Source organism: Pseudomonas sp. Pme6b, from assembly GCF_058129925.1.
Map to the genome: position 1 here is coordinate 5,464,134 of NZ_CM176704.1, position 23,117 is coordinate 5,487,250.

A 23,117-nucleotide genomic window follows, 5' to 3' on the forward strand; every position below is an offset into this window, starting at 1 on the left:
CGTAGCATATTGCACACTAACTTACTTGGTCATCACTTCAATCGGACATTTAAAATCGAAGTGCTCACGGCCTCACATTAATTGCGAATGAAACCGCATTCCGTCGCTTCCGACTCATATTAGCTGCGAATTAAAGTAAACGATTTCAAATCGGCAGTCCCGCCGCCAGCATCCTGTCGCGCAGTTCTGTGGTGCGAGCCGGATCGAGTGCGTTACTGAACAGCGCTTTGATCTCGGTGGGTCTGGCGTCGAACTGCTCGACCAGATCCTTGATGCGGTAGCCATGGCGCGTCAGGGTTGGTTCCAGATCATCCAGTTGCCGCGACAGCACGGATTCCACCAACTCCGCTGAGACAGGTTTCTCGCCTGTCAGGTAACCGGCCTCCAGTGCCAGGCTGATGTGCAGTTGGATTTGCAGCGGTGTGCGCAACTTGGTGGCGAGCAGGTCGATGGCGTCTTCGGTCAGAATCGATTTAGCGTCAACCCTGCCCTCCGTGCAGGTCTCCAGCAGCCAGTGGATGTACTCACGCTGACTGCCAGCGATGCCGTCGAGTGAGAAGATGTCGGTGCGGTAGCCAATTTCCTCCATCGTCGGCCGACGCAGATCGTTGCGCAGTTTGGGATGCCCGGCCAGCACCACCGACAACCGACCGTCACCGTCCTCGACCAGCTCCATCAAGCGCTTAAGTCCGGTCAGCGTATGGCCATTGAGGTCATGGGCCTCATCTACGAACAGCGCCACTGGGCGTTTGTTCTTCTTCACCAGCTCGCGCAAATCGCGCTCACGCTTTTCCCCTTGGGTCGGGATGCGTACCTGTTTTTCGGTGGACAGGTCGTAGTAGAGCGCGGCGATGAAGGTGGCCAGTTTGATGCTGTGCTTCTCAATGGCGAGGGACTTGGACACGGTGATCTTCTTCTCTGCCTCCATCACCTGTTGAAGCCGTCGCAGCATCACGGTTTTGCCACTGCCGATGACGCCACAGAGCGCAATCAGGCGGCCTTCGAAGATCGCGCCCTTGATGTCTTTGATCAGTTGCTGATGGTGGGCAGTCTCAAAATAACCGGCCTGGTTCAGCGGCAACGTCAGCCCGTAGTGATGCATCACTTCAACCCGCATGTTCGTCTCCTGTTTTCTTGTTGCGGAAGTAGCTTCTGACGCGTTCAAGGACAACCCGTCGAATCAAGGTCTCGCTCACCACCTGGTGGATAAACGCTAGATCCTCTTTCGAAAGCTTGGCCAATGGCTGCGCCAGTTCGTTGGCGACGGCCAGCTTGGCGGCGATAACACTGGGAAATTGGTACTCATGCGCTTCGGCATCGAAGGGCAGACGTGGCAACTCCACGGGAACGGCGGACGGTGTCAGCCTCACGTCGTTCCCGGCCAGCGCGGCGATGGGCAGGCCTAACTGATCGGCCAGTGAACGGATGCGTTCGGATCGTTCATCGGCTTTGCCACGCCTGAACGCTCTGTATCGATGCAACGGTATGGGGCCGGACACCGGGTAGAAAGGGCCGAAGCGCTCGCCATTGAACTCAGCATACAGCTCGTTATCAAACAGTCCCCAGAGCAACACCACGGATTCTCCCGCCATGTCAGGCTCGACCTCAAAGGTTGTGCCCTCAATGGTGACGCGTGCATCAATGCCAACCTTGCGTCTCTCTGGCTCGCGAGCGAAGCGGCAGAACTGCTCCCAGGTACACATCTCGCGCAGGCCTTCGGCGGGCAGGTTGGCTAGCCAGTCCTCAATACGCGAATGCGGTTCGCAACGATGGCCTTGCACGTTGTAGGTGCGCACCAGGTAACGCATCAGCCATTCGTTGGCCTGCACCTCGGTTTCCGGCTTGTGGAAGTGGTACAGCGTCTCGTGAGCTTCCTTCACGGTACGAAAGGGCCGCTCAACCTTGCCCTTTGAGCGAGCCGTGGTGCGTGTGCCATCCTTGCCAGCCGGTATGTGCGTCTGCCACTCGATGCCGAGCGCCTGCATGACGTTCTGGAAAACGCGACGTTTGGCCACGGGGCCGTTGTCCAGATAGATCATCTTGGGACGGCCTTGGAACGGAAAGGTCGGGTCAGCCTTCGGTACCATGGCGTTGAACAGAAAGCGCAGCGCCGTTTCCGCGTCTTCACCGTAAACGCAGTGGTATTCCTGGTAAGCCACACCGCTGCGGTCATCTACCACGCTGAACAGCATCAGCGTCGGTTCACCCTTGCTCGGGTCAATCCATTCAGGCTTGTCGATGTGCTTGAGGTCGGAAGGTGACAGGTCGAATTGCCAGCAGTCATTGCTGTGCTCAGCCTGAAACCGAACGGCGGGCGGTTGCCGCAGTAATCGCGACTGATTCAGGAGCCAGCGACCGAGGTATTCGTTCACCGTGCTACGGGTCAGAATACCCTTGGGTGCTCTGACCAAGCCTTGCTCAGTTTCCACCCCGTAATCCTCCAACAGCTCGATAGCGCGGCGAGTGGAAAGGTGCCGCCCTTGCTTGTTCGTGGTACGTAGTTTGAGCGCAGCGATCAGATCGCAGTAGCGTTCCAGCTGGGCCCGCTGCAATACACGCGTCTTACCGCGATCGGCACGGTGGACCGTATGGGGTTTATGGATGAGGTTCAGCGCCCGGTACACGGTGCTGGGGGACACGCCGTACAACTCAGCTATCGCGGCCACTTGTGTAGCCCGCTCAGGGCTTTTCTTCGGCAAGCGGTCGAGCCGTTGCCGCAATTGCAGCAACGAGTCAACAGGAATGGAACTACGCTTGGCGTCCATTTTGAGCTAGGGCTCGATACACTGAAGCGCGACCAACGCCAAGCTTTCGAGCAATTTCTGTGGCACCTAGATTTTCTTCGGTCCATAAGCGCTGAACTTCCAGCGGGTCAATCGACGGTTTGCGACCCCGGTAAACACCACGAGCTTTAGCGTCAGCAATTCCTTCAAGCTGCCGTTCGCGTCGCAGGTTGGTTTCAAACTCAGCGAACACGCCCAGCATGTCCAAGAATGCTTTTCCGGCTGCGCTCTGCGTATCGATTGGTTGCTCCGTCGCCTTGAGACTAACCCCACGTTCTTTGAGCGTATAAACGATGTCTTGAAGATCCTTGATGCTTCGTGCGAGACGATCAACACGCGTCACCACTAATGTATCGCCAGGGCGTAGAAAATCGAGCAGTGTTTTCAACTCCGTCCGACCAACCCGGCTAGCCCCGCTTTTTTTCTCGGCACGCACGACATCACAACCCGCTTCACGCAAAGTTTTTTCTTGCAGAACGAAATCTTGATCGCTTGTGGAAACACGAGCGTATCCGTAAAGGGCCATCCTCAAGTATGTCTCTTTAGGCTCTAGAAGCTGAGAACTTACCATATCAAAAATGAAAAGCCACCCTATTGAGACGCAAAAAGCGCCTCAGCCACGCGTCTCACAAGGGTGTACTTCTTTCGGATACAGCCCAAGCGGCACGAGGGCCTGCACGCCCCAGCCGGAAACGACCCCTTCTCAGGCTCACGTTCTGCGTGGCATTGCCGATAGGTCTATATTCAGCTTATGGCCGTCATTGAACTTCTCAATGATGAGTTGCCATTAGTGATGCCATAGAGCCATCTATTCATGTAGATGAGCTGTTTTGGCATCGCAAAACTGACCTGCACCTGCAAAGAAGGGTGTTTCTTGAGCCTGATCAGGCACCTTCAATTAAAACGAGAAAAGACATGAACATTCTTTCGCCTGGTATCAGCCTTACCAACCGCCTGCGCTTCCCTGCCAAATTTGCCGTTTTAGCCGTAATTATCGTTATTCCACTGGTCATTCTCGGTATGAGGGTGTTCAGCAACCTGAATTCAAGAATCGATAGCGTCGAGCAAGAGCGTGTCGGTCGCGAATACCTGCTTACCGTCACGCCTATTCTGCGGCTTTCCATGCTCCAGCGCGCGCACACCAACCGTCTGTTGTCAGGTGATGCGTCTGCTGCTCAAGACCTTGCCAATAACCGCAACCAGCTTGAAACGGCCTTCAATAATCTTTCCGATATGGATGCTCGCAAGGGCCCTGAGCTGGAAACAGAGAATCGCGTGCAGCGCCTTCGCGAAAGTGCGCGCTCACTGATGGAAGGTGTCAAACCGGGCCTGTCGCCGGACGATTTGTTTGCTCAGTGGAACGAGCAACTGGCGCAGACGCTCAACTTTATCTACTACGTATCGGCCACCTCTGGTCTGGTGCTGGACGATGATCCTGCGACGCTGTTTCTGATCGACCTGAGTACCATTCGTATGCCCAGGGAAATCAACGTGGCCGGTCAGGTCCGAGGTATCACTGCGGGCATTAGCACAGGACAGGGCCTGACCGCCTCGATGCGCGGTTCGCTCGACAGCCTGTTGAGGCTCGAGTTGCTGTTCCGTGGCGAGCTTGAGCAGAGCGTTCGTTTGCTCAAACGACGCTCTCCAGAACTGGCCAACCGCATCAATGATCCGATCGCCACGGCCACCACGGCAATGGACAGTTTCCGCAATGAGTTGCAAGCCTATGTCAAAGGCACGGACTACTCGGCACCAAGAGGTCAGGCGCTCGGTGCTCAGGGTAACGTTGCGGTCGCTGCCCTTTATAAGGCACAAGACGAAATCCAGGTTGCACTGCAGGACCAATTGGATTCCCGCTACACCTCGTTGCTCCAGCTACGCCAGATGATGATCGCCATGTGCGTGATTGTAGGTTTGTTGCTGCTCTATGCGTTCAGCAGCATCTATCGCGCCTTGCGCATCGCCATCGACAGCCTGTTGGGTGTCACCCGTCGACTGGCCGACGGTGATCTGAGTGCGCGAGTGCAAGTGGTCAGCAAGGATGAAGTGGCCGATATCGGTAATGGTCTGAACCTGATGGCAGAAGCGTTTTCAAGCTCCATCTCGCACATGGATCGTACATCGTATGAACTGTCTGACGTGGCGGCGCGACTGGGCACTTCCATTGGTCTGGCCAAGCAATCGATGAACGCGCAGCAGGCCGAAACCGAACAGGTGGCCACCGCTATCAACGAGATGACTGCGAGCGTCGCCGATGTGGCGCAGAACACCGAAGGCGCAGCATCGGCTGCTGACGAGGCCAATACCGCTTCGCGTAATGGGCTGCGCATCATGCATCAGGCCCACACAACGATTCAGGCCCTGGCCGATGAAGTGGAAGTCAGTGCCCAGAAGGTTCAGGCGCTAGCCTTGCACAGCCAGTCGATTGGCGGCGTCATTCAGGTGATCAGCACTATTGCCGATCAGACCAATCTGCTGGCGCTCAACGCGGCCATCGAGGCGGCACGTGCCGGCGAGCAGGGTCGTGGTTTTGCGGTCGTGGCTGACGAAGTCCGCACGCTGGCATCGCGTACTCAGGCGTCTACTGAAGAGATCCGCAGCATCATTCAACAGCTGCAAAGCGCGACCGACGCTGCCGTGCAGCAAATGCAGGCAGGGCAGCACAAGGCTCAAGCGTGCATCAGTGCGGCCAGCGAAGCATCCGGCAGCCTGTCGAGCATCAGCGAGGGTGTCGAGCGTATCGTCGAAATGAACACCCAGATCGCCAGCGCTGCCGTACAGCAGCATGCGGTTTCCGAAGACATCAACCGTAACGTCATGGAAATTCGCAACAGCTCCGGGACCTTGATGCTGGGTATCGACAACAACGCAGTGACCGCCGACGAACTGGCACGGGTTGCGAGCGACATGCGCAATGTCGTCGCACGTTTCAAGCTGGTTGTCTGATCAGACCGGCACAAACTGCCGAAATGTCTGTCACGGGGTGTGGGGAGTAACGGAACAGAAAATGCACTTAAGAAGGGGAGCCCGCAGAATTAGGACAAAATCGTACATTAGCTATCGTTTGCGGTCAGTTTTGTAGCAATATAACAATACGTTTTCAACGTCTTACTGTTTTAGGGGTCCGGGGAGCAATGGAACAGCGAACCGACTTAAGGATAGTAGCTATTGGCCTTCTTTCTCCATGAGCCGAACCTAAGCGTCTGTCCGAAAGAGGACGTTCAACGGACGGTTTTTGCATTTCCGTCCAAGAGACCGAAAGCCTTTCCTGCCTGGACGCGAGCTGTCTCATTTGAGTGGTACGATATTTTTCTCAATGAAGCCACCTTTTACGTTACAGTCGCACCATGACACATACACTCATTGGCTACGCCCGCTGTTCAACCGACAAGCAAGACCTCGCCTCGCAGAAGGAGGCTTTGCTAAAACTCGGTGTGGCGGCTGATCGCATTTATACCGACCATGGCTTTACCGGCACGACACGGGAACGGCCGGGGCTCGACCAGGCCCTCGCCGCTGTACGCAACGGGGATACGCTCGTTGTCCCTAAACTCGACCGCCTTGCGCGCTCCGTTCCTGACGCGCGAGCGATTGGAGATGAACTCACGGCCCGCAGCGTGAGGTTGCAGATCGGGACCAGTGTTCATGACCCTTCTGATCCGATGGGCAAACTGTTCTTCAATATTCTCGCCACGTTCGCCGAGTTCGAGTCGGACCTCATCAGGCTACGCACGCGAGAGGGGATGGCCATCGCACGGGCCAAAGGTAAGCTGCGCGGCAAGAAACCAAAACTTTCGGATCGCCAGCAGAAAGAGCTGCGTCGGATGCACGACTCTGGGGAGTACTCGATCAGTGATCTGGCCGAAGTGTTTTCCATATCAAGACCAACGGTCTATCGAACACTTGCGCGCCAATCAATTGGAGTTGCTGCGACATGAGCGGACCTGGAGGGGCACCAGGCAGAGATGCCTCGTTGAGGCTGATGCATTATGGCTTGCGGATAGACGCAAATAATGTGGGTCGGGAACGCGGATAAAGTCAGTTAATGTGGGCAACTGTCTGGATAGAATCAAATAATGTGGGCCGGACATTCCCGATAGCGTCAAATAATGTGGGTTCAAAATGACGGATAAACGCGAGCCCAACGTTTTATAAACGCAAGCCGTAGTAGATACGGACTGAGTTCAGTGGTTGCAAGCAGCGTGATGGTTTCTTAGGGCATTGGGGACGGGAGATCTGCATGTTCAACGAGCCCCTGTGACAGATGCCTGCTGTATAGCTACTTCGCCGGTTTGACCGACACCACTTCGATATATCTGTATTTCTTACGTGCGATCTTCAATGCATCCATTTCAGCCTGAAGGTGACTGAGCGTATCGGCTTCGTGGGTGATCAGCTCGGTCTTGCCTTCATACTCATTGCCTACACGTAACGTGACGATCAACCTGGGTACAAAATTCTTGGTGGTCTTGCGCCTGACCTCTGATGGCACCGGCTTTTTGGTCACAGTATGCAACTGGACCTGTGGGATAGCTGAAGGTCCGGTATGATTGCCCGAACCAAACAGTGCTTGCCGCATTTCTTCTTCCGTCATATTTTTCCGTTGTTCGTGGAGCTGGTGGTGGACGGGGGTAACGTCACCCTATAGATAAGCTGCCTGCAAGCCTGCAAGTGCTGGATGGTTTGTTAAGCATTTAGCCCCTCCCGCGGGGCCTCATTTGCCACCAAAAAAAAGAGGCTGTGATCACAGCGCCGATTACGGTTGCAGGTGCGACAATGAAGAGCCCAATGATACCGAGGCCAAAGTCATCTGCCAGCTCAGCTCTTGATTTGGCTCCCGTGCTTGCCATTTCAAATATCACTGCCGCTTCGCCGAGCAACCAGTAGATTGATGGGAGTGCGGTCAGAAAGGCCAGTGTTGTAATTGCAGCGCGCTTCATCATTCCTCTTTTTCCGTGGTCAGTGGAGAGTCTTGCTTGCGGTAGCGTTCCACACGCCTTCATACGCGACGAACACATGGAGTAGCTGTGCCCTGGCAGGCAGCATCCACAAATCCATTGGATACGGCATTCGCTTCAAAGTGGATCGCGGCCTGCGGTTCAGTTGAGTAAAGACAGGGCACGCCAGCACCGTCTCCACCATGGTTCGGCCGCCCGTTCATTGCGTAACGATATAAGCGAACTGGCTGTCATAACCGCGTTCTGGAGAATCCTACCTGTATCTTTGTAATCATTAGGGTCAGAAGTCCCCTCCGCAAGACGGCCGCCGCTGGAAACATCTCGAACTACGCTATCCACCATTTGGTAGAACCGGACGATTAGCTCCGCTTGGTCAGGCTCCAGATAACCCAAGTTTTGAATATTTCCGGCATAGACCCTGCAGTAGTGGTCCGCGACAGGTACATTGTATGAAACCGCTGCCGCCTCTGGATTCTCTCTGAAATACTGCTCAGTATTCTTAAGATCTGCCAGAAAGTCGCGCTCTTTAATGATGTCCAGTAATGCAAGTATTTCTGCACAAATAGCCCTACCTACCGTATTGTGCTCACGTACTGATTTCATCCACCAAGCCAGTACTGCCAAAATAGCAGGTACTGCAAACTTCAAGAATTCCCCCATTTTTTTTCCTATCTGATCGCTAAGGCCGAAAGCGTCTGGCTTATACTGTCGAAACCCGTAAGAGGCGGGCTTAGTGAATAGGCGATTATTCCGGTATGTCTGGTTCATTACCCCATACTGCAGAAGCTGCTCGCTGGGCCTTCGCGGATCCAGCACGATTGGCGGATGCAAATGGTGAGCTGATGGCTGTACTTTGTGTAGAGCGGTAAACCAAGCGATCACCAACGATCGAGCCGACGTACCGCCCATCAGTACCGAATACCTTGTCGCCCTTTATTCGGCCTACCACCTTGCCAGAGCGGCTATACACAGTAGTGTCCGACAACTGAAGCGGCTTCCCGTTCTTTGTATACAGATCCATATTCACCTCTCCCTTTTCCTATGGTAATTGGCAGTAGAGCTGGAGCTGATGAATGTCTTCCTTGCTGACCTCCCCCACCCCCTTTCCGGTCATCACCTTTTGGGTCAGCGCGTCTGCCAGGTCACATATCGGTTTCATGTTGAGTGCGACCAGGGTCAATGCCTCAGCCAGAAGCTCGATCAGTAAATCTCTTGATGAAAAGCCCTCGCTGAGCGGCTTCGAATTGTGGAGCAACACGGTTAGGGATGCTCCGATCAACTTGCCGCGCAGCGGTGGCAAGCCGTAATTTGCCAGGCACATAGCGCTATTTTTCTGAAAACGGTCTGATGCAGTGTGAGTCGAGCGCGTTTTTCGCTCGGTTTTCCGTGTTAAGCGCGCAACTCACCCAAACCCATTAGTCGCTTTCGAGCCATCCACAGGTTCGACAGGGCGAACAGCGTGGTCAGTTGGGCCGTGTTTTTCATCAGCCCACGAAAGCGTACTTTCACGTAACCAAACTGGCGCTTGATGACCCGAAACGGATGCTCGACCTTGGCGCGTGTCTGCGCTTTGCAGTACTCGATCTTGCGCTTGGCTTTGTACAACAGGCTGCGTTTGTTCAGCTTGGAATACGTGCTGCGCCGCGCCGCGATTTGCCAGATCACGTTACGATTTTCGTGCTCTTCACGCTTCTCGACACCGGTGTAGCCAGCGTCCGCATAGACCGCGTTTTCTTCCCCGTGGAGCAGTTCGGCGACTTGAGTGACATCGGCCACATTGGCCGCAGTGCCATGGACGTGATGAACCAGTCCAGACTCAACGTCAGCGCCGATGTGGGCCTTCATACCGAAGAAATACTGGTTACCCTTCTTTGTCTGATGCATCTCGGGATCACGCTCGCCGTCTTTGTTCTTGGTCGAGCTTGGGGCATGAATAATGGTGGCATCGACGATGGTGCCCTGGCGCAGCGACAGGCCTTTTTCCTGCAAATAACCGTTGATGACCGCGAGGATTGCAGGAGCCAGTTGATGTTTCTCCAGCAGGTGCCGGAAGTTCATGATCGTGGTGTCTTCCGGTATCGGCGCACTCAACGTCAGGCGTGCAAACTGGCGCATGGGGGTGATTTCGTAGAGCGCTTCTTCCATGGCCGGATCACTCAGGGAGAACCAGTTCTGCAGCAGGTGAATGCGCAGCATGGTTTCCAGCGGATAAGGTTTTCTGCCACCGCCGGCCTTGGGGTAGAACGGTTCGATCAGGCCCAGCAGACCTGTCCAGGGGACGACCTGATCCATCTCGGCGAGGAAGCGTTCGCGGCGTGTCTGCTTGCGCTTGCTGGCATATTCGAAATCGGAAAAGCTCATCTGGCTCATGGGAGGCTCGGATCAGGTGGTCAGGCGATTTTCGCATAACCGGGACTTGTTCGGAGATTCCCTAGCTCACGTGCAACTGCATAATCCTGGCCTGCGCCTGTTTCTCCGTCCTCAAGGATTAGATGTGCTGCTTGGGCGTTAACTTTCTGTTGTCCACGATCTATGGTTTCGCCCATCGCTCCCGCTAGCTTAATCAGTGCTCGCCGCCGCACCACATTACGCATCTCTTCAATGGTCTCGAACCGCGCATCAAATGTAGTGTTGGCCTTGCCCCTATGGGCTTCTAGGGATTGGATTATCAGCTTGATTTCTTGCGCGTCAAAACCCAACGCAACCGCAATAATCCAGTGCGCCGCTTCATGCTGGGAAAGAGCGATTAGTCGCTGAATAAGCTCCATAGGCTGGGTGGGCATCGTCTTTTCCCTTAACACTTGGTCCGAAATCTAGATTTTATCTGAGGTTTCTTGACCTGCTTTGAGAGCGGATATCTTCATCCGACTGGTCATCGGTTCGCGGTAAAGCTGTCTGCATCTCGGCTTTCAGCTCGTCCATGTCAGCACCGCAGGCTGGCCAGTGCTTCCCAAACTTATACGCCCCACCACGTGGTGATACCATCAGCCTCAACCAGTATTGCGGTTAACTCTTCCTCTGTCGCGTGCTCATCCGCATCAATCGTCCAGGCACTACCGTCATATTTCAACCAATGGCCGCCTGCGATCAGCGTTAACGGGTGACTTCTCCCGTCAATCATGTGGAATATCAGCTGTGCGCAGGGCTCGAATAATGGCGGCGTCGGCTCGCCTGGGCGAAGGCTAAAATCCATACCTTTTTTCCTTCCTGTTCTTTACTGGGCATCCGTACTAACGCCCCTTCAGTCTCAAACCATTGAGCGCATCGAGCTGCCCCACAATCTTCTCGACAAGCGCATCATCGAAATCATCCCTGTCTGCCTCCTCATGCGTACCTTTGTTCAGATACAGCCATACCAATGACTGCTCGGGCTGACCCAAAATAAAACCGAGTGACTGTAAGACGATAGGCTTGTCTAGGTGCATGAATTCAGGGGCTTTGTTGAGGCGAGCGAACATGGCATCACACACACCTCTTAGATTCGGCTCCGCCCCAGGGCCGGCGATCTTTAGGCTCAGAGCTCCCATGTCGAATTTACCTAGCCATCTCCACAGCTTGTCGCTCAACATTTCGAGCGCTTGCCGGGACTCCGCCAATGCCGTGCGCGCGTCACCTCGATCGATCGCAGCGCGAGCGTTGAGCAGGTAGGTTTGCGGGGCAACATTCCCTAGTACGCGAGGCTGATAGTTTCCGTTGTGGTGACGGAACACATAGGATGTCCAATGCTCACTGGGCACGCGATTCTGGACGTCCTTCATGAACTCGTTGGAATGGCAGGTCACAAGCAGCTGCGTACCCGCGAAGCGCTCGCTCTCGAAGATTGTTTCTCTGATCCCTTGCCGATGCTCGTGGTCGATCGCGTTGATCGCATCGTCAAACACAATCACGGGCGCTCCGATCTTCAGGGCCTTGGCCAGCAAGATAGCCAGCCCCAAGCACCGCACATGCCCCTCGCTGAGTATCTGCAGCGCATCGACTGACACATCCGGCTTACCTCGGAAGGAAAGCCCGATTCGCCCCTCCCCTGTCACCGGCAGACTCAGCCCAGCCAGCTTGTCAGCATCAAGATCTCGGACGTTGAACTCGTTGTACAGCTCAAGAGCCAAGGAATTCAGGCCCGCCATCAAGGTGCCTGGGAGCTGAGTTCTGTAACTACGCAGCAAGACTAGGTACTGGTCATAGGCGATATTGATACGACGGTCGCGAAGGATGGCGTTGGCTTCATCGGCAGCTACTTTGATCAGCTCGGAATTGTCTTGCTCAAATTCAGCAATACGCTTTTTCGCTTCCAACACAGCCTGAGCCAAACGCTGGCGTGATGCACCGTGCGCCCCGACGTCGACCCTGGCCTGGTTCAGTCGGTCGCGCTCAGAGATCAGCTTGCTGCGCTCGGCATTGGCCAAGGCAGACTGCGTGTCTTGTTGCTCCAGCTGATGGGCATAAGCCACAGCCTGATTAGCCAAGTGAGGCACCGATACGTCGGTTCGGTATCCGTCTGTCCACCAATCGCGTAGCGGATCAACACCTGGATTGGCCAGATACCGCACAACGGCATGAGTACTCTGCTCAGTGGCACCCACACGAAGGGCGAAGGCTGAAAGCTTAACCCGCAGAGCCTCGGAGGCCTCGTTGCGTGCTTGGATCGCCAGATGATGGCGACCCTGGATTTCTTTGAGCGCTTGCAGCCCGGCCAACCCTGCTGTCGCCTTTTCATAAGGGTTGTGGACGACTTGATGCTCACCTGCCAAGGGGGTATCACAAGCTGGACATTGGTCACCCGCAACGCGCTGGAGCCCCAGAACTGCGTTGTAAAGATCTTGGAATGAGGAATCATAAGTCCGCTCTGCCAGTTCGGCAGTGACGTCTAGCACCACTTTTTGAGCGGCGTCCGCTGCTTGATACGCCTGCAGGAGCTCGGCGCTGCTGATGCCATAGATGAAAGCCTGAGGCTGGTTAAGCTGATTGTCCAGTTGCTGCAGGCGACCTGGGTTCAACTCGCTCCCGATGGCGGCAAGCAAGTCTGAATAGGTCATGCCTGGCTGGATGCTCGCGGCGTAGGCGCTTTCAACCTGCGCCTGGTGTGCAAGCGCAGCAGCTTCATTTGCGACGGTTTCATGGTCTCGGCCCAAGGCGCCGCGCTTCGCTGTCAGCTCGACCTGCTTCGAAGCAAGAAGTGTCAGAAGCCCTTCCATGGAATCGTTGAAGTGACCCACGAAATCGTTGAACTGATCCATGCCGAATAGCGCGGCGATCAGTTCGGTTTTTTCCACAGTGGGTTTGGCGGCAATTCGTGAGAAGGCATCGATCCTGTTCTTCTCGATAAAACAGAACCGATAGACCTCTGCATCAGCGACAACGGGGATCATCTGCCCTTGAGCTGTGACAGCCTTGAGCTCGGGCGGAATGTACTTACCTTCATGGTGATTGGACAAATACCGTTTCACCGCGATGCGCTTCATACCCGACTCATCGACAGCCCCGAGCAAAGCGAACTCCAAGGCTTCGCACAAACTGGTCTTGCCACTGCCGTTCGGCCCATAGAAAAGAGTGATTCGTTCATGCAGATCAAACGGCTCGGGGAACCGGAATCCCCGGAATGGGCCTACCTTCAGGTGCTTTAACTTGTTCCATTGCCAACCGTCATTGGGGGGCGGAGGTGCGATCGCGGGCAGAGTAGGCAACGTTGTCGCGAGTGACTCTCGCATCAGATCGATCAGCAGGTTGGACCGCTGGTTACGCTGCCGGCTGGTGGCCGCGATATCAAAAAAACGCTGAAGAACGATATTGGCCACCCTGCGAGCATCCTCTGAGGCAGCATTCTCGGGTGAGTGAATCCAGCGTACGAACTGTTGATAATCCATTAAAGCCGACGTCATCCTTGTCTCCCAATTCCGAACCTAAATGTGGGCCGCGCCGCACGAAAAACCGACCCAGATTCCAACCCGCTCAGGGTATGAAGCTGAAGCGATGTGAATTTGACATCACCAGTAAAGCTTAGATTGCATGAATGTAAAATTAGATGAAACGTAAGCGTTCAAGAGATAGGCCTTGCGCTGAACAGCCAACCATTCACTTATGCGCCAGCGCGGATTTGAGGTACTGGTACGGATTTTTCAGATCTTACTTTGGGCCTAGGACGAATTCCGCCATTTTGTTGGGACCCTCAACTTGGAAGCCTTCTAGCTGCATGGCGCTGTAGCAGTTGACCAGGGCTTGCTTCATTCCCTGCAAATCTTTGTTCCAAAATGGTTTCATGTGCTCAACCCATATTTGGATTTCGCGCTCCGTTACCAGTGACCGCTGACTGAATAGCTTGGCTGAGTTCACTAGGGCAGTCGCCAGTTCTACATGGATGACATCAGTGGGTTTTGACCAATGAGCATGCTCGTTCAAGCAATCCGTGTAAAAGCCCAGTTGCTTTAACTGATCCAAAATACTCGAATGATCCGAAGCATCATCGTAAATTGGACTTAAGTCATAGATGTGATTCGCGCCCTTTGCTACTAGGTCAGCAAAAATCCAGTGACAGTTCTTGCTCGTGTGGGACCGGTACCTCTTCCACTCAGACCTCAATGCCTTCTCATCTTCTGTTAAGACGATAGCTCTGAGGATGGAGACTTTTCCCGATTCCTCGATGGCAAGAGCGGCAAGGGATGCAGCGGTAGCAAAGCTTCCCGCGTCCAACAGGGTTTGGGCATCGGTCGCCAAACGGCGTGCGTTGGCGTTCGCCGCGTTGATTCCTTCTGCGACCTGAGCGCAATCCAAAATCCCTTTGTAAGACTCCATTTTCGTTGGCTTCATTGGTCTTCAATCATCCTTGTTTTTAGCGGTGAGTGTAGAATCCAAATTGGCGTTCCTATACTGCCTCAGCCCCGCAGGTGCGGGGCTTGGCCGTTGCTGATTTTTCCTACATCAAACCAGTTTTAAGCCTTCGTTCTTTCGTTCGGCATCCGAAGCGTTCATCTCACGCCTCGCTTCACCCATACGTACGTGCAGCTTTGTGGCTCCTTGGCTAGTGATAACCCCGCATATCTGGAGGGTGACGATTTGGCTTTCCAACATACCTTGGAAGCGGTGGTACATAGCATGGTCAGGGTCCAGCTTCAACCAATTAGCCAGGTTCCGCTCGAAGCGCTCTAGTTCACTTGCTCGCAAAGGGTGAGGCGGCTTCTTGCTTGCCATGGAGATTTTCCTAGCGACAGTTGGACCACAGTATTTACACAGTATTATAGGAAAATCCTACCGCGCCTGCGGCTTGGTGGCTGCTGCCGTCCAGCGCGACAAGTCACCCTGTCCATCACCTGCTCCAGGGAAGACATGATCACATGTCCACGGTCAGCCGATCTGCCGGATACTGGTTCATGAACGCTGCGCTCTGCTCCGGCTGCGCGGTCAACCAGTCCATATACGAGCCCTTCGGCAAAATCACGACCATGCGCTTTTCATCCTGGGGCTTGTGGTACGCCTTCATGAAGGCGTGATCATCTGCATTCACGGTCAGCATGGTGTAGCTGTGCAGGACCTGGTCGGTGGACGGATCGCGCCACTGCTCCCAAAGGCCCGCAACGCCCAGCAGCTCGCCGTCTGCTCGAGCTATACGCGTGGCAACTGCCTTACCCGATCGCCAGTCCGGCTCGTAGATGGCCACCGCTGGGATGATGCAGTGTTGCGCTTGACGCCATGCATGCCGGAATGACGGTTTCTCGGCCACTGTCTCTGATCGAGCATTGTAGGTGCGCCTGGCTATTTTGTTGTCCTTGCTCCAGGACGGGATCAGCCCAAAGGAGCCGGCCAGCACTTCCATTACTGCGGATGATTCGTTGTCCTCGGCGCGCCCGTCAGGACTGCGTAGGAGTGGACCGATGTAGCCTGGCCACAAATCAAGTCTTCCCTGGTCGAGCAATGCCACGCCGAACGCCTCGGCGACCTGGTCCGGAGTGGGTGCTTCGTAATGGCTGCACATAGGGCCTCACAGGCACGTGTAGATGTATTGATGTGAGGCGCTGCGCTTCCCTTCCGTTCCATCTAATCGACTTGTTAGGTGCATTCGCCATCCGCTTACGATCAAAGCACCTTCTAAGCTTCCGATTACCGCCAAAGTTACATTTTTGTTTTTACCCCTGGCATATCTGAGACCGCCCAGGTGACGGCTGACACCGGTACAGTGTATGCCCTGCCGTTAGCAAAAAGGCCGCAGAATTTGTCGGCACACTGAATGATCCGGAACTGAGTGGCTTCATCTGATCCGGGTAGCTTCAGAGTTACGATGGGGGCGTCGCTGAAGCCTCGCTCAACATCACCTCTAGCAGTCTCTCGTCCCGCATCGACGAACGGCATAATTAGCATCGCAAGAGATGTGGAGATCAAGCACAGGATAATAAAAACACCATAGCTACTGACAAACAGGAACAACGCGACTCTTCGCCAGGATTTGAAGAATGACCGTTTCTCCTCCTTAGGTTTGTGACTTTTCCGGTCATCACAACCCGTACGGTCTGTCATGAAGTCAACAAGGCCAAAAATCAAGCTTAGGACAACCATGCTCATACTAGCCAAGAGCCAGTTTTTCCCCAAGGTGTCAAATCCGTTGTTGAACCAACCGACTATGACTCTGAACCAACCCACCGCAGTTTGTTCGACATACTCAGTGGCCAACAGAGGAAACATAGACGGCTCAAGGTGCAAATAGGAGAGGTAGCCCTCGTGGTAGGCTTTTCCATTCAAGTAAAACATAGGGGCTGAAATAGCCAAAGCCAAGGCTCCAAGCTTGCCCCATCCCATAAACGTTGCAGCTTTTTTTTCCGTATCTTCTTTCAGTTCGACTTCTGACATTTTCCACTCAATATAAAAATTTTACAGAAGATAACGGAGGTCGATGCATATCGCCGACCAAGCCGCTAGTACTTCGTCACCGCGCCCAAACTGTTGCATGTTAATTATGATTCAATAATTTTTAATTAATCAAGCGTATACCCTTGAGCTTCCAACGCACGCCTGACAATAGCGCTGACCGTCCTGTGTGCTTTCCCGGAGCGCTTATTTTCACGCACATCGTCCTCAATTTTCTCCAGTATGCCTGGGGGCAAGCTGATCGATACGGGAACTGGTGCTGTGCCAATTTCTCAGCATGAACGAGATTAAGGCGCTTCTGGCAAAAGCAGAGAATGCGCATCCCGAATGATGATCCGGCTGGGGCAGTGCTTCAAGAGGGAGCTTGCTGCGACAGATTGCGGCCTCCTGGTGTAACCGGAAGCCGGGGCTCAGCCGCTACCAACGCCAAGAGCCCATTCGAGGCCAAGCATTCGCCTCTTCAGAATTGAACATGGTGACCGCGTTACTTTAAGTCGAAGCTCATACGCTGCAAAATCAGTACAACCACGGTACAGTACCCAGCTTGATCAACCTTATCAAAACTACGCTCAACACCACTAACTACGGGGCCTCCAGCTATGCCAACCTACGTTCACCTACGAACGATTTCTCTAGGCATAGCACGTCGCCCAGCAACTCATAATCCTTTGGTCCACGGTTCGAGTCCGTGTGGGCCCACCACCTTTGAAAGCCGCGCATTGCGCGGCTTTTGTGTTTCTGGGTGGTTCTCTCAGATACTGGTCAGCTTTTGCGCTCTCCCCTATCGTGGCCTTCCAGGTCCGATTCAGGTTCAAGCCCGCTTGGGCAACTTCCAGTTTGGCCGGATGAAGTGGCAGGTATAACCGTTCGGTATCCGCTCCAGATAATCCTGATGCTCCGGCTCCGCTTCCCAGAACTCCCTGGCGGGCTCGATTTGCGTGACCACACGCCCCGGCCACAGCTTGGAGGCGTCCACGTCAGCCGCGGTATCTTCGGCAATATCCCTTTGCTGTTCGCTCAGGTAGTAAATCGCCGAACGATAGCTCGGCCCAAGATCATTGCCCTGCCGGTTAGGCGTGCTCGGGTCATGGATCTGGAAAAAGAATTCAAGAATCTGCCGGTAGCTGATCACCGCCGGGTCAAACACGATCTCAATCGCTTCGGCATGGTTTCCGTGGTTGCGGTAGGTGGCGTTCGGTACTTCGCCACCGGTGTAGCCGACTCGCGTACGCAGCACGCCGGGGTAGCGTCGCAACAAATCTTGCATGCCCCAGAAGCAGCCGCCGGCAAGGATGGCGGTTTCGGTTGAGTTGGTCATAGTCTGTCCTTGCGGTTCATGGAGACAGGGATAGTTATGGGGTGATGTCGGGCAATACCAAGCCGGATGAAGTAAAAAACAGGATCGTGTTGCGGAACGAGTACACGTCCTACAGAAGCCTTGGCGCCTTGCTCCGTAGTCTACAGTTGCTTCAGAATCCGCCGGCTTGTGCGGTTTAGTCAGCGTTTCCAAGATGGCCCGTTCGCTGACAACTCAGTGATCGGGTTTAGTTGACCCACTACAGGGAGTATCAGTTTTTTTGTGTTCGGGCTGGTTAGGGCCTGCCGTCAGGCAGGCCCTTGTTTTACCAGCTCGGTCTGGTAAATCGGTCTCCGTACAGGATCGCAAATTGATTCATTGCCACTTTCCAGTCGTGTGCCGCATGACCCCAGTTGGCGGTGATGTTGCGCAACCCAAGCCATATCAGTTTCGTCGCGGCCTCATCGGTCGGGAAGTGCCCTCGAGTCTTGATGATCTTGCGTAACTGGGCATTGATGCTCTCGATGGCATTGGTCGTGTAAACCACTTTGCGGATGCCCGCCGGGAAAACAAAAAACGGTATAACCCGATCCCAGGCGCGACGCCATGCAGCAACCACAGTCGGATACTGCTTGCCCCAGGGGCCCGCTTCAAAGGCGTTAAGCTCTTGCTCAGCCACATCTGCATTGATCGCCTGGTAGATCGGCTTGAGTGCTTTGGCCAGTGCCCGACGTTTATCCCAAGCGGCATAGTCCAAGCTGTTGCGGATCAGATGCACGATGCAGGTTTGCAGCGTCGTGGCAGGAAAAACCGCCCCCAACGCCTCCGGTATTCCTTTGAGGCCATCCGTGACGGCGATCAGAACATCTTCAACGCCACGAGTCTTGAGGTCGTTGAACACCTTCATCCAAAACTTGGCACCCTCGGTGCTCTCGATCCATATACCCACAATGTCGCGCGTGCCATCAGGTAATACCCCCAGCGCCAGATAAATAGCCTTGTTGCACACTAACCCCTCGTCCCGGATTTTGACCCGTAACGCATCGAAGAAGATCACCGGATACATCGGTTCCAAGGGTCGTTGCTGCCAAGCGCTCACCTCTTCCATGACCGCATCGGTGACTGAGCTGATGAAGTCATGGGACACGTCAGTTCCATACTGCTCAGACAGAAAAGCGCGGATCTCACGCACCGTCATGCCCCGGGCGTACATGGCAATTATCTTGTCGTCGAAGCCTGTAAAACGGCGTTCGTGCTTGGGAATCAGGATCGGGGCGAAGCTACCATCGCGGTCTCTGGGGATATCCAGGCGAAGCGGCCCGTCGTCGGTCAGAACCGTCTTGCTGCTTTTGCCATTACGCTGATTGGTCGACTCCTCAGGGCGCTCCGCGCCCTGAGGGCAACCAAGGTGGTGACCCAGCTCGGCGCCTAGCGCACGCTCGATCAGAGCCTTCTTGAACGCCATGGACGCGTCTTGAATGGCTTCGGCGCTCATCGGGCCTTTAACAAACTGCTCGATCAGCTCTTGGGGAATCGAGGGCAACTCCCTCGCTGTTGCATTGGCGGACTTCTTTTTGGTCGGCATACATGCACCTCTAGCTACATGTTATGCCCGAACACAAAATTTCTGACAGTCTCCCACTACAAACCTGCCAACCAAACAACTGTAAGTCCAGTCATCGACCCTCTCAATCACCCGATCAAAACATCCGATTAGCCATCCTTCGAAACATTCCGTAACGTTGTTTCCCCGTGCGACAGGCGCGCACCGCTTGAGCTTCTGCTCCCCACGCTCAGCCCACGACCACGCACGAGCCCACCATGTCTCTGAACACCCCGCAGCAAATCGCTGAAATTGCCGTCGAAAGTGGCGTCAAGAAAGCCCACTTGGGCCTGTCGTCGTTGATGATCCTGGGCTTTCTGGCAGGGGCTTTCATTGCCCTCGGGTTTCTTCTCGATATTCATGTCAGCACCATGATCCCTCACGAGTGGGCGTCGCTGGGCAATCTGCTTGGCGCTGTGGTGTTTCCGGTCGGGCTGATTCTGGTGGTGCTGGCCGGTGGCGAGTTGCTGACCGGCAACATGATGAGCCTGCCCATGGCGCTATTCGCCGGGCGTATCGGTCTGGGTCAGTTGGTGCGCAACTGGGTACTGGTGACGCTGGCCAACCTGATCGGCGCGCTGTTCGTCGCCTATTGTTTCGGCCATGTGGTGGGGCTGACTGAAGGCCCATTCATGGCCAAGACTGTGGCCATCGCCAATGCCAAGGTAGGGGCCAGCTTCGAACAGGCATTCATATCGGGTATTGGCTGCAATTGGCTGGTGTGCCTGGCGGTGTGGCTCAGCTACGCAAGCAAGGACGTGATCGGTAAAGTGGTCGGCATGTGGTTTCCGGTGATGGCATTCGTCGCGATCGGCTTTCAGCACATCGTCGCCAATATGTTCGTCATTCCTGCAGCGATCTTTGCCGGCGCCTTGAGCTGGGCGCAGTTCGGCGACAACTTCGTTCCGGTATTTTTGGGTAACGCGGTGGGCGGTGCGGTGTTCGTAGGCCTGGCCTATCACCTGGCCTTCTTCAATGCGGCAGCCCGACCTGCTGAGCTGTCCAGGGCCAGCGGCGCGCAAGCACCGGAATAATCTGACGCCATACACGCTCTGTGGTGAAAAGAGATGACGACCGCAGAGCAAACCAGCAAGCTGAAGAGCAAAGCTCACGTCACAAGCAAATAGTCGAGTTGGCTCGACAAGATCAGCTTTTGAAATTAAGCCGACTCCTCGCGTACCCACCGCCAACCCAGGCCGCACGCGCTCAGACACTGTCCATAAAACCGATCCACGCCGCCAGCAGCAATAAAACCGCCAGCACTCGATTCACCCACTGCACTCGCCAAGGCGATGTGAGCCAGCGGGACGAGCCTGCGCCCATCAGCGCCCAGCAGCCTAAGCAGGGCAACGAGATCAGAAAGAACACCAGCGCCAGGTAAGACACCGGGTTGCTCTGGCTGAACACACTGACTACCGCCAGCGCCATGACCCAGGTCTTGGGATTTACTAATTGCAGTGCTGCGCCACCGATAAAGCCCATCGGCAGACTGTTTTGCCGCTCGATTGAGTCGGTCGGGCCGGCACCTATCTTCCAGGCCAGCCAGGTTAGCCACAGCACGCCGACCCATGCCATGACGCGCTGAGCATTGGGGATCGCGAGCAATGAGTGGCCGACCCCAATGCCAACGAGCAACACCAACAGTGCAGCGCCGGTGCAGGCTCCCAGAATCAACGGTACGACGGCGCGCCAGCCGAAGCGGGCACCGTTGCTTAATACCAGGATGTTGGTGGGGCCGGGGGTAATCGAGGCGACGAAGGCGAACAGAATGAAAGGCAGCATAATCGGCAATCCAGGGCTGAAAACGCCCATGCTGCGACATACCACAGGATCAGTCTGGAAGGTTTGAGCAGCGCAAGCGATAGGCCGCCGGGCTAAGTCCGTAAGCGCGCCTGAACCAGCGGCCCAGATGGCTTTGGTCAGCAAAGCCCAGATCGCTGGCCACCTGAGCGGGCCAGATTCCGGCTGCCAGCATTCGACGGGCCTTGGCCAGGCGCAGTTGTACCAGATATGCATGAGGTGGCAGGCCAAAGGTCGCCTTGAACGCCCGCGTCAGGCGAAAGCGGTCAACGCTACAAACAGCTGCCAACTCGTTCATGCCCACGTCCTGATGCAGATGCGCGTGCAGATAATCCCTCGCCCGCAAGGCCACCTGCGGCAAGCGCGGATCGGGATCGGTCATGCGTCGCCATTGCACCCTATCAATGAGCTGCGCCAGTAATTCATCCAACGCGCTTTGACGAACGATGCGTAGTTCTTTTTGATGCAGCGCCGTGAAAGCGAACGTGACCGCGTGAGCCAGCCGTGATTCGGTTTGCAGGGTGTTGGCGAAAGAAGGCAGATGCTGGTCGGGAGCCTGTTCGAACAACCCACTGAGCTCCCGGCTCAGCCAATGCGGGTCCAGGTACAGCATCTGATAGGTGAACCCTTCGGCGCACGGGGCATTGCCATCATGAATTTCCCCCGGTTCCAGTGTGAACACCTGCCCGGGCGTGCTGGCATGGCGCTGACGGCGGCAATTGAACTGCTGCACACCTTGCCGGGTAACGCCCACCAGATAGCTGTCATGCCAATGGGGATCATAGGCATGCCCCTGAAAGTGCGCGTGCAGCGTCTCGATGCCCGTATCAAGGTCGCGAGCGAGGTCTATCCAGTGTGTGGAAGGCATAAAACACCTGAATCGATGAAAGCGATTGGTTATCGCTGACGTCGGAAGGTGAGTCTAGAACATTCGTGCATTCATCTGTCTGTTGGAATTGCAGTTGCCAAAGGTAGCGACACGAAGCCCAACGGCTTGCTACCCAAAGGTTCTCATAAACGGCTCAGCACATCGCCTGACCGCAGCGATGACCTCCGGCGCCTGCTCGTTCAGCTCAACCGAACGCGCCAGTACTTGCTCCAGTGCCTGAAGTTGTCCGGAAATCACCTCCTCTGGACGTGTCACATCACAGATCTGGGCGAAATCCAGTAGGCCCTGCCGCGAGGCGAATAGCGACTTGTTGCCGAGCAGATCCAGTGCCAACACGTCCTCGGGGATGTAAGCCGTGGTGTTGACGATGTCGTAAGCTGGAGCGAGCCGTGCATCTCGTTGGGTGGGGTTGGAATACAGCAGACCGAAGTTTTTCAGGTGGGCGTCGCCGTTGCCGACAATACAGCTCAGGGTCACGATGGCGAATAGCTGGGCCAATGAGTCCTGTACCTGGTCGGGGGCACAGAACAGGCGGATTGCTTTGGCGATAGCGGAGTAGCTCTTGCAGCGTGGTCATCATCAGTCGAATACTCCCTCAATTTCATCCAGTGTAGGCATGACAGCGGGTATGACCGAGAGCTCACAATCCAGCGCCCCGAGCACGCGCGCATAGGCCGTCATACCTACTGAGAGGTCACCTTTTTCTACGGCGATTATCTTTTGCCGGGTGACGGCTGCCATCGCGGCGAGCCTGGCTTGCGTAAGCCCTCGATTGAGGCGGCGCTGCCGAATCTGCTCGCCAAGACGCGTTGCGATGAGGGAATAGTCCATGTTCCGTATACATAACAAATTAGATTAAATGTAACGTATACCTAACCTTTGAATAAATCAAACTGATGTGTGAACGGGGCTTTGAGTCGCGGCACCGGCTAGCGGA

General features: G+C 55.1%; 23 protein-coding genes and 2 pseudogenes. 4 read left to right on the forward strand and 21 right to left on the reverse strand.

The window, feature by feature from the left end; all coding sequences use genetic code 11:
* Positions 1–145: 145 nt before the first annotated feature.
* From AC4ANE_RS24945 to AC4ANE_RS24955, 3 genes are read right to left on the reverse strand one after another with little or no spacing between them, the layout of a single operon-like run.
* Entirely contained in the window at positions 146–1,117 is a 972-nt protein-coding gene (locus tag AC4ANE_RS24945; protein ID WP_057425950.1) for an ExeA family protein, read from the reverse strand.
* On the reverse strand, positions 1,107–2,744 hold the full coding sequence (locus AC4ANE_RS24950; protein ID WP_178090293.1) for a DDE-type integrase/transposase/recombinase: 1,638 nt from the start codon (positions 2,742–2,744) through the stop codon (positions 1,107–1,109). Before AC4ANE_RS24950 ends, AC4ANE_RS24945 begins: the two co-directional genes overlap by 11 nt.
* 4 nt (positions 2,745–2,748) lie before the next feature.
* Positions 2,749–3,309, reverse strand: a complete 561-nt coding sequence (locus tag AC4ANE_RS24955; RefSeq protein WP_005782565.1) for a recombinase family protein — start codon at positions 3,307–3,309, stop codon at positions 2,749–2,751.
* Between the two features lie 1,370 nt (positions 3,310–4,679).
* Here AC4ANE_RS24955 and AC4ANE_RS24960 point away from each other — a divergent pair.
* From AC4ANE_RS24960 to AC4ANE_RS24970, 3 genes and pseudogenes are all read left to right on the forward strand, one after another.
* A pseudogene (locus AC4ANE_RS24960) lies at positions 4,680–4,859 on the forward strand (HAMP domain-containing protein); the annotation flags it as partial.
* Positions 4,860–5,018: 159 nt separating this feature from the next.
* Complete coding sequence (locus AC4ANE_RS24965; RefSeq protein WP_369812049.1) at positions 5,019–5,729, forward strand: methyl-accepting chemotaxis protein; 711 nt, start codon at positions 5,019–5,021, stop codon at positions 5,727–5,729.
* Between the two features lie 401 nt (positions 5,730–6,130).
* Positions 6,131–6,721, forward strand: a complete 591-nt coding sequence (locus AC4ANE_RS24970; protein ID WP_031598379.1) for a recombinase family protein — start codon at positions 6,131–6,133, stop codon at positions 6,719–6,721.
* A gap of 341 nt (positions 6,722–7,062) precedes the next feature.
* Here the strand turns inward: AC4ANE_RS24970 and AC4ANE_RS24975 are convergent, their stop codons facing one another.
* From AC4ANE_RS24975 to AC4ANE_RS25040, 14 genes are all read right to left on the reverse strand, one after another.
* Positions 7,063–7,377, reverse strand: coding sequence for a hypothetical protein (locus AC4ANE_RS24975; protein WP_031598381.1), 315 nt, complete (start codon positions 7,375–7,377; stop codon positions 7,063–7,065).
* A gap of 505 nt (positions 7,378–7,882) precedes the next feature.
* Positions 7,883–8,401: a hypothetical protein gene (locus AC4ANE_RS24980; protein WP_183144207.1), complete on the reverse strand. Its 519-nt coding sequence runs from the start codon at positions 8,399–8,401 to the stop codon at positions 7,883–7,885.
* A gap of 85 nt (positions 8,402–8,486) precedes the next feature.
* Positions 8,487–8,762 carry a 4-fold beta flower protein gene (locus tag AC4ANE_RS24985; RefSeq protein ID WP_074809599.1) on the reverse strand — a complete coding sequence of 92 codons (276 nt, stop codon included), beginning with the start codon at positions 8,760–8,762 and terminating at the stop codon, positions 8,487–8,489.
* 18 nt (positions 8,763–8,780) lie between these two features.
* A complete protein-coding gene (locus tag AC4ANE_RS24990) occupies positions 8,781–9,062 on the reverse strand; it encodes a hypothetical protein (protein WP_031598384.1) in 282 nt (93 codons plus the stop codon).
* 68 nt (positions 9,063–9,130) lie between these two features.
* A complete protein-coding gene (locus AC4ANE_RS24995; RefSeq protein ID WP_044424202.1) occupies positions 9,131–10,111 on the reverse strand; it encodes an IS5 family transposase in 981 nt (326 codons plus the stop codon).
* A gap of 20 nt (positions 10,112–10,131) precedes the next feature.
* Positions 10,132–10,524 carry a hypothetical protein gene (locus AC4ANE_RS25000; protein WP_460408580.1) on the reverse strand — a complete coding sequence of 131 codons (393 nt, stop codon included), beginning with the start codon at positions 10,522–10,524 and terminating at the stop codon, positions 10,132–10,134.
* Positions 10,525–10,697: 173 nt separating this feature from the next.
* Positions 10,698–10,934: a hypothetical protein gene (locus AC4ANE_RS25005; protein WP_031598386.1), complete on the reverse strand. Its 237-nt coding sequence runs from the start codon at positions 10,932–10,934 to the stop codon at positions 10,698–10,700.
* Between the two features lie 37 nt (positions 10,935–10,971).
* A complete protein-coding gene (locus AC4ANE_RS25010; protein WP_223227225.1) occupies positions 10,972–13,602 on the reverse strand; it encodes an AAA family ATPase in 2,631 nt (876 codons plus the stop codon).
* A gap of 259 nt (positions 13,603–13,861) precedes the next feature.
* Positions 13,862–14,527, reverse strand: coding sequence for an AbiV family abortive infection protein (locus AC4ANE_RS25015; protein WP_060401974.1), 666 nt, complete (start codon positions 14,525–14,527; stop codon positions 13,862–13,864).
* Between the two features lie 126 nt (positions 14,528–14,653).
* Positions 14,654–14,923 carry a hypothetical protein gene (locus tag AC4ANE_RS25020; RefSeq protein WP_031598389.1) on the reverse strand — a complete coding sequence of 90 codons (270 nt, stop codon included), beginning with the start codon at positions 14,921–14,923 and terminating at the stop codon, positions 14,654–14,656.
* A 139-nt stretch (positions 14,924–15,062) separates the two neighbouring features.
* Positions 15,063–15,704 (reverse strand): SOS response-associated peptidase, encoded by a 642-nt coding sequence (locus tag AC4ANE_RS25025; protein ID WP_031598390.1) that lies wholly within the window; start codon positions 15,702–15,704, stop codon positions 15,063–15,065.
* A 137-nt stretch (positions 15,705–15,841) separates the two neighbouring features.
* A complete protein-coding gene (locus tag AC4ANE_RS25030; RefSeq protein WP_031598391.1) occupies positions 15,842–16,573 on the reverse strand; it encodes a hypothetical protein in 732 nt (243 codons plus the stop codon).
* Positions 16,574–17,402: 829 nt separating this feature from the next.
* Positions 17,403–17,909, reverse strand: a complete 507-nt coding sequence (gene msrA, locus AC4ANE_RS25035; protein WP_031598392.1) for a peptide-methionine (S)-S-oxide reductase MsrA — start codon at positions 17,907–17,909, stop codon at positions 17,403–17,405.
* 304 nt (positions 17,910–18,213) lie between these two features.
* Complete coding sequence (locus tag AC4ANE_RS25040; RefSeq protein ID WP_460237255.1) at positions 18,214–19,473, reverse strand: IS256-like element ISPsy17 family transposase; 1,260 nt, start codon at positions 19,471–19,473, stop codon at positions 18,214–18,216.
* A gap of 236 nt (positions 19,474–19,709) precedes the next feature.
* On the opposite strand from AC4ANE_RS25040, the gene AC4ANE_RS25045 reads away from it, so the two are divergent.
* A complete protein-coding gene (locus AC4ANE_RS25045; protein ID WP_005735093.1) occupies positions 19,710–20,525 on the forward strand; it encodes a formate/nitrite transporter family protein in 816 nt (271 codons plus the stop codon).
* Between the two features lie 172 nt (positions 20,526–20,697).
* Here AC4ANE_RS25045 and AC4ANE_RS25050 read toward each other — a convergent pair whose 3' ends face one another.
* From AC4ANE_RS25050 to AC4ANE_RS25065, 4 genes and pseudogenes are all read right to left on the reverse strand, one after another.
* Positions 20,698–21,273, reverse strand: coding sequence for a LysE family translocator (locus AC4ANE_RS25050; RefSeq protein WP_460408581.1), 576 nt, complete (start codon positions 21,271–21,273; stop codon positions 20,698–20,700).
* A gap of 49 nt (positions 21,274–21,322) precedes the next feature.
* Positions 21,323–22,159: an AraC family transcriptional regulator gene (locus AC4ANE_RS25055; protein ID WP_031596862.1), complete on the reverse strand. Its 837-nt coding sequence runs from the start codon at positions 22,157–22,159 to the stop codon at positions 21,323–21,325.
* A 129-nt stretch (positions 22,160–22,288) separates the two neighbouring features.
* Positions 22,289–22,744: pseudogene (locus AC4ANE_RS25060) on the reverse strand (HipA domain-containing protein); the annotation flags it as partial.
* A gap of 15 nt (positions 22,745–22,759) precedes the next feature.
* On the reverse strand, positions 22,760–23,011 hold the full coding sequence (locus AC4ANE_RS25065; RefSeq protein WP_460408582.1) for a helix-turn-helix transcriptional regulator: 252 nt from the start codon (positions 23,009–23,011) through the stop codon (positions 22,760–22,762).
* Positions 23,012–23,117: the final 106 nt, after the last annotated feature.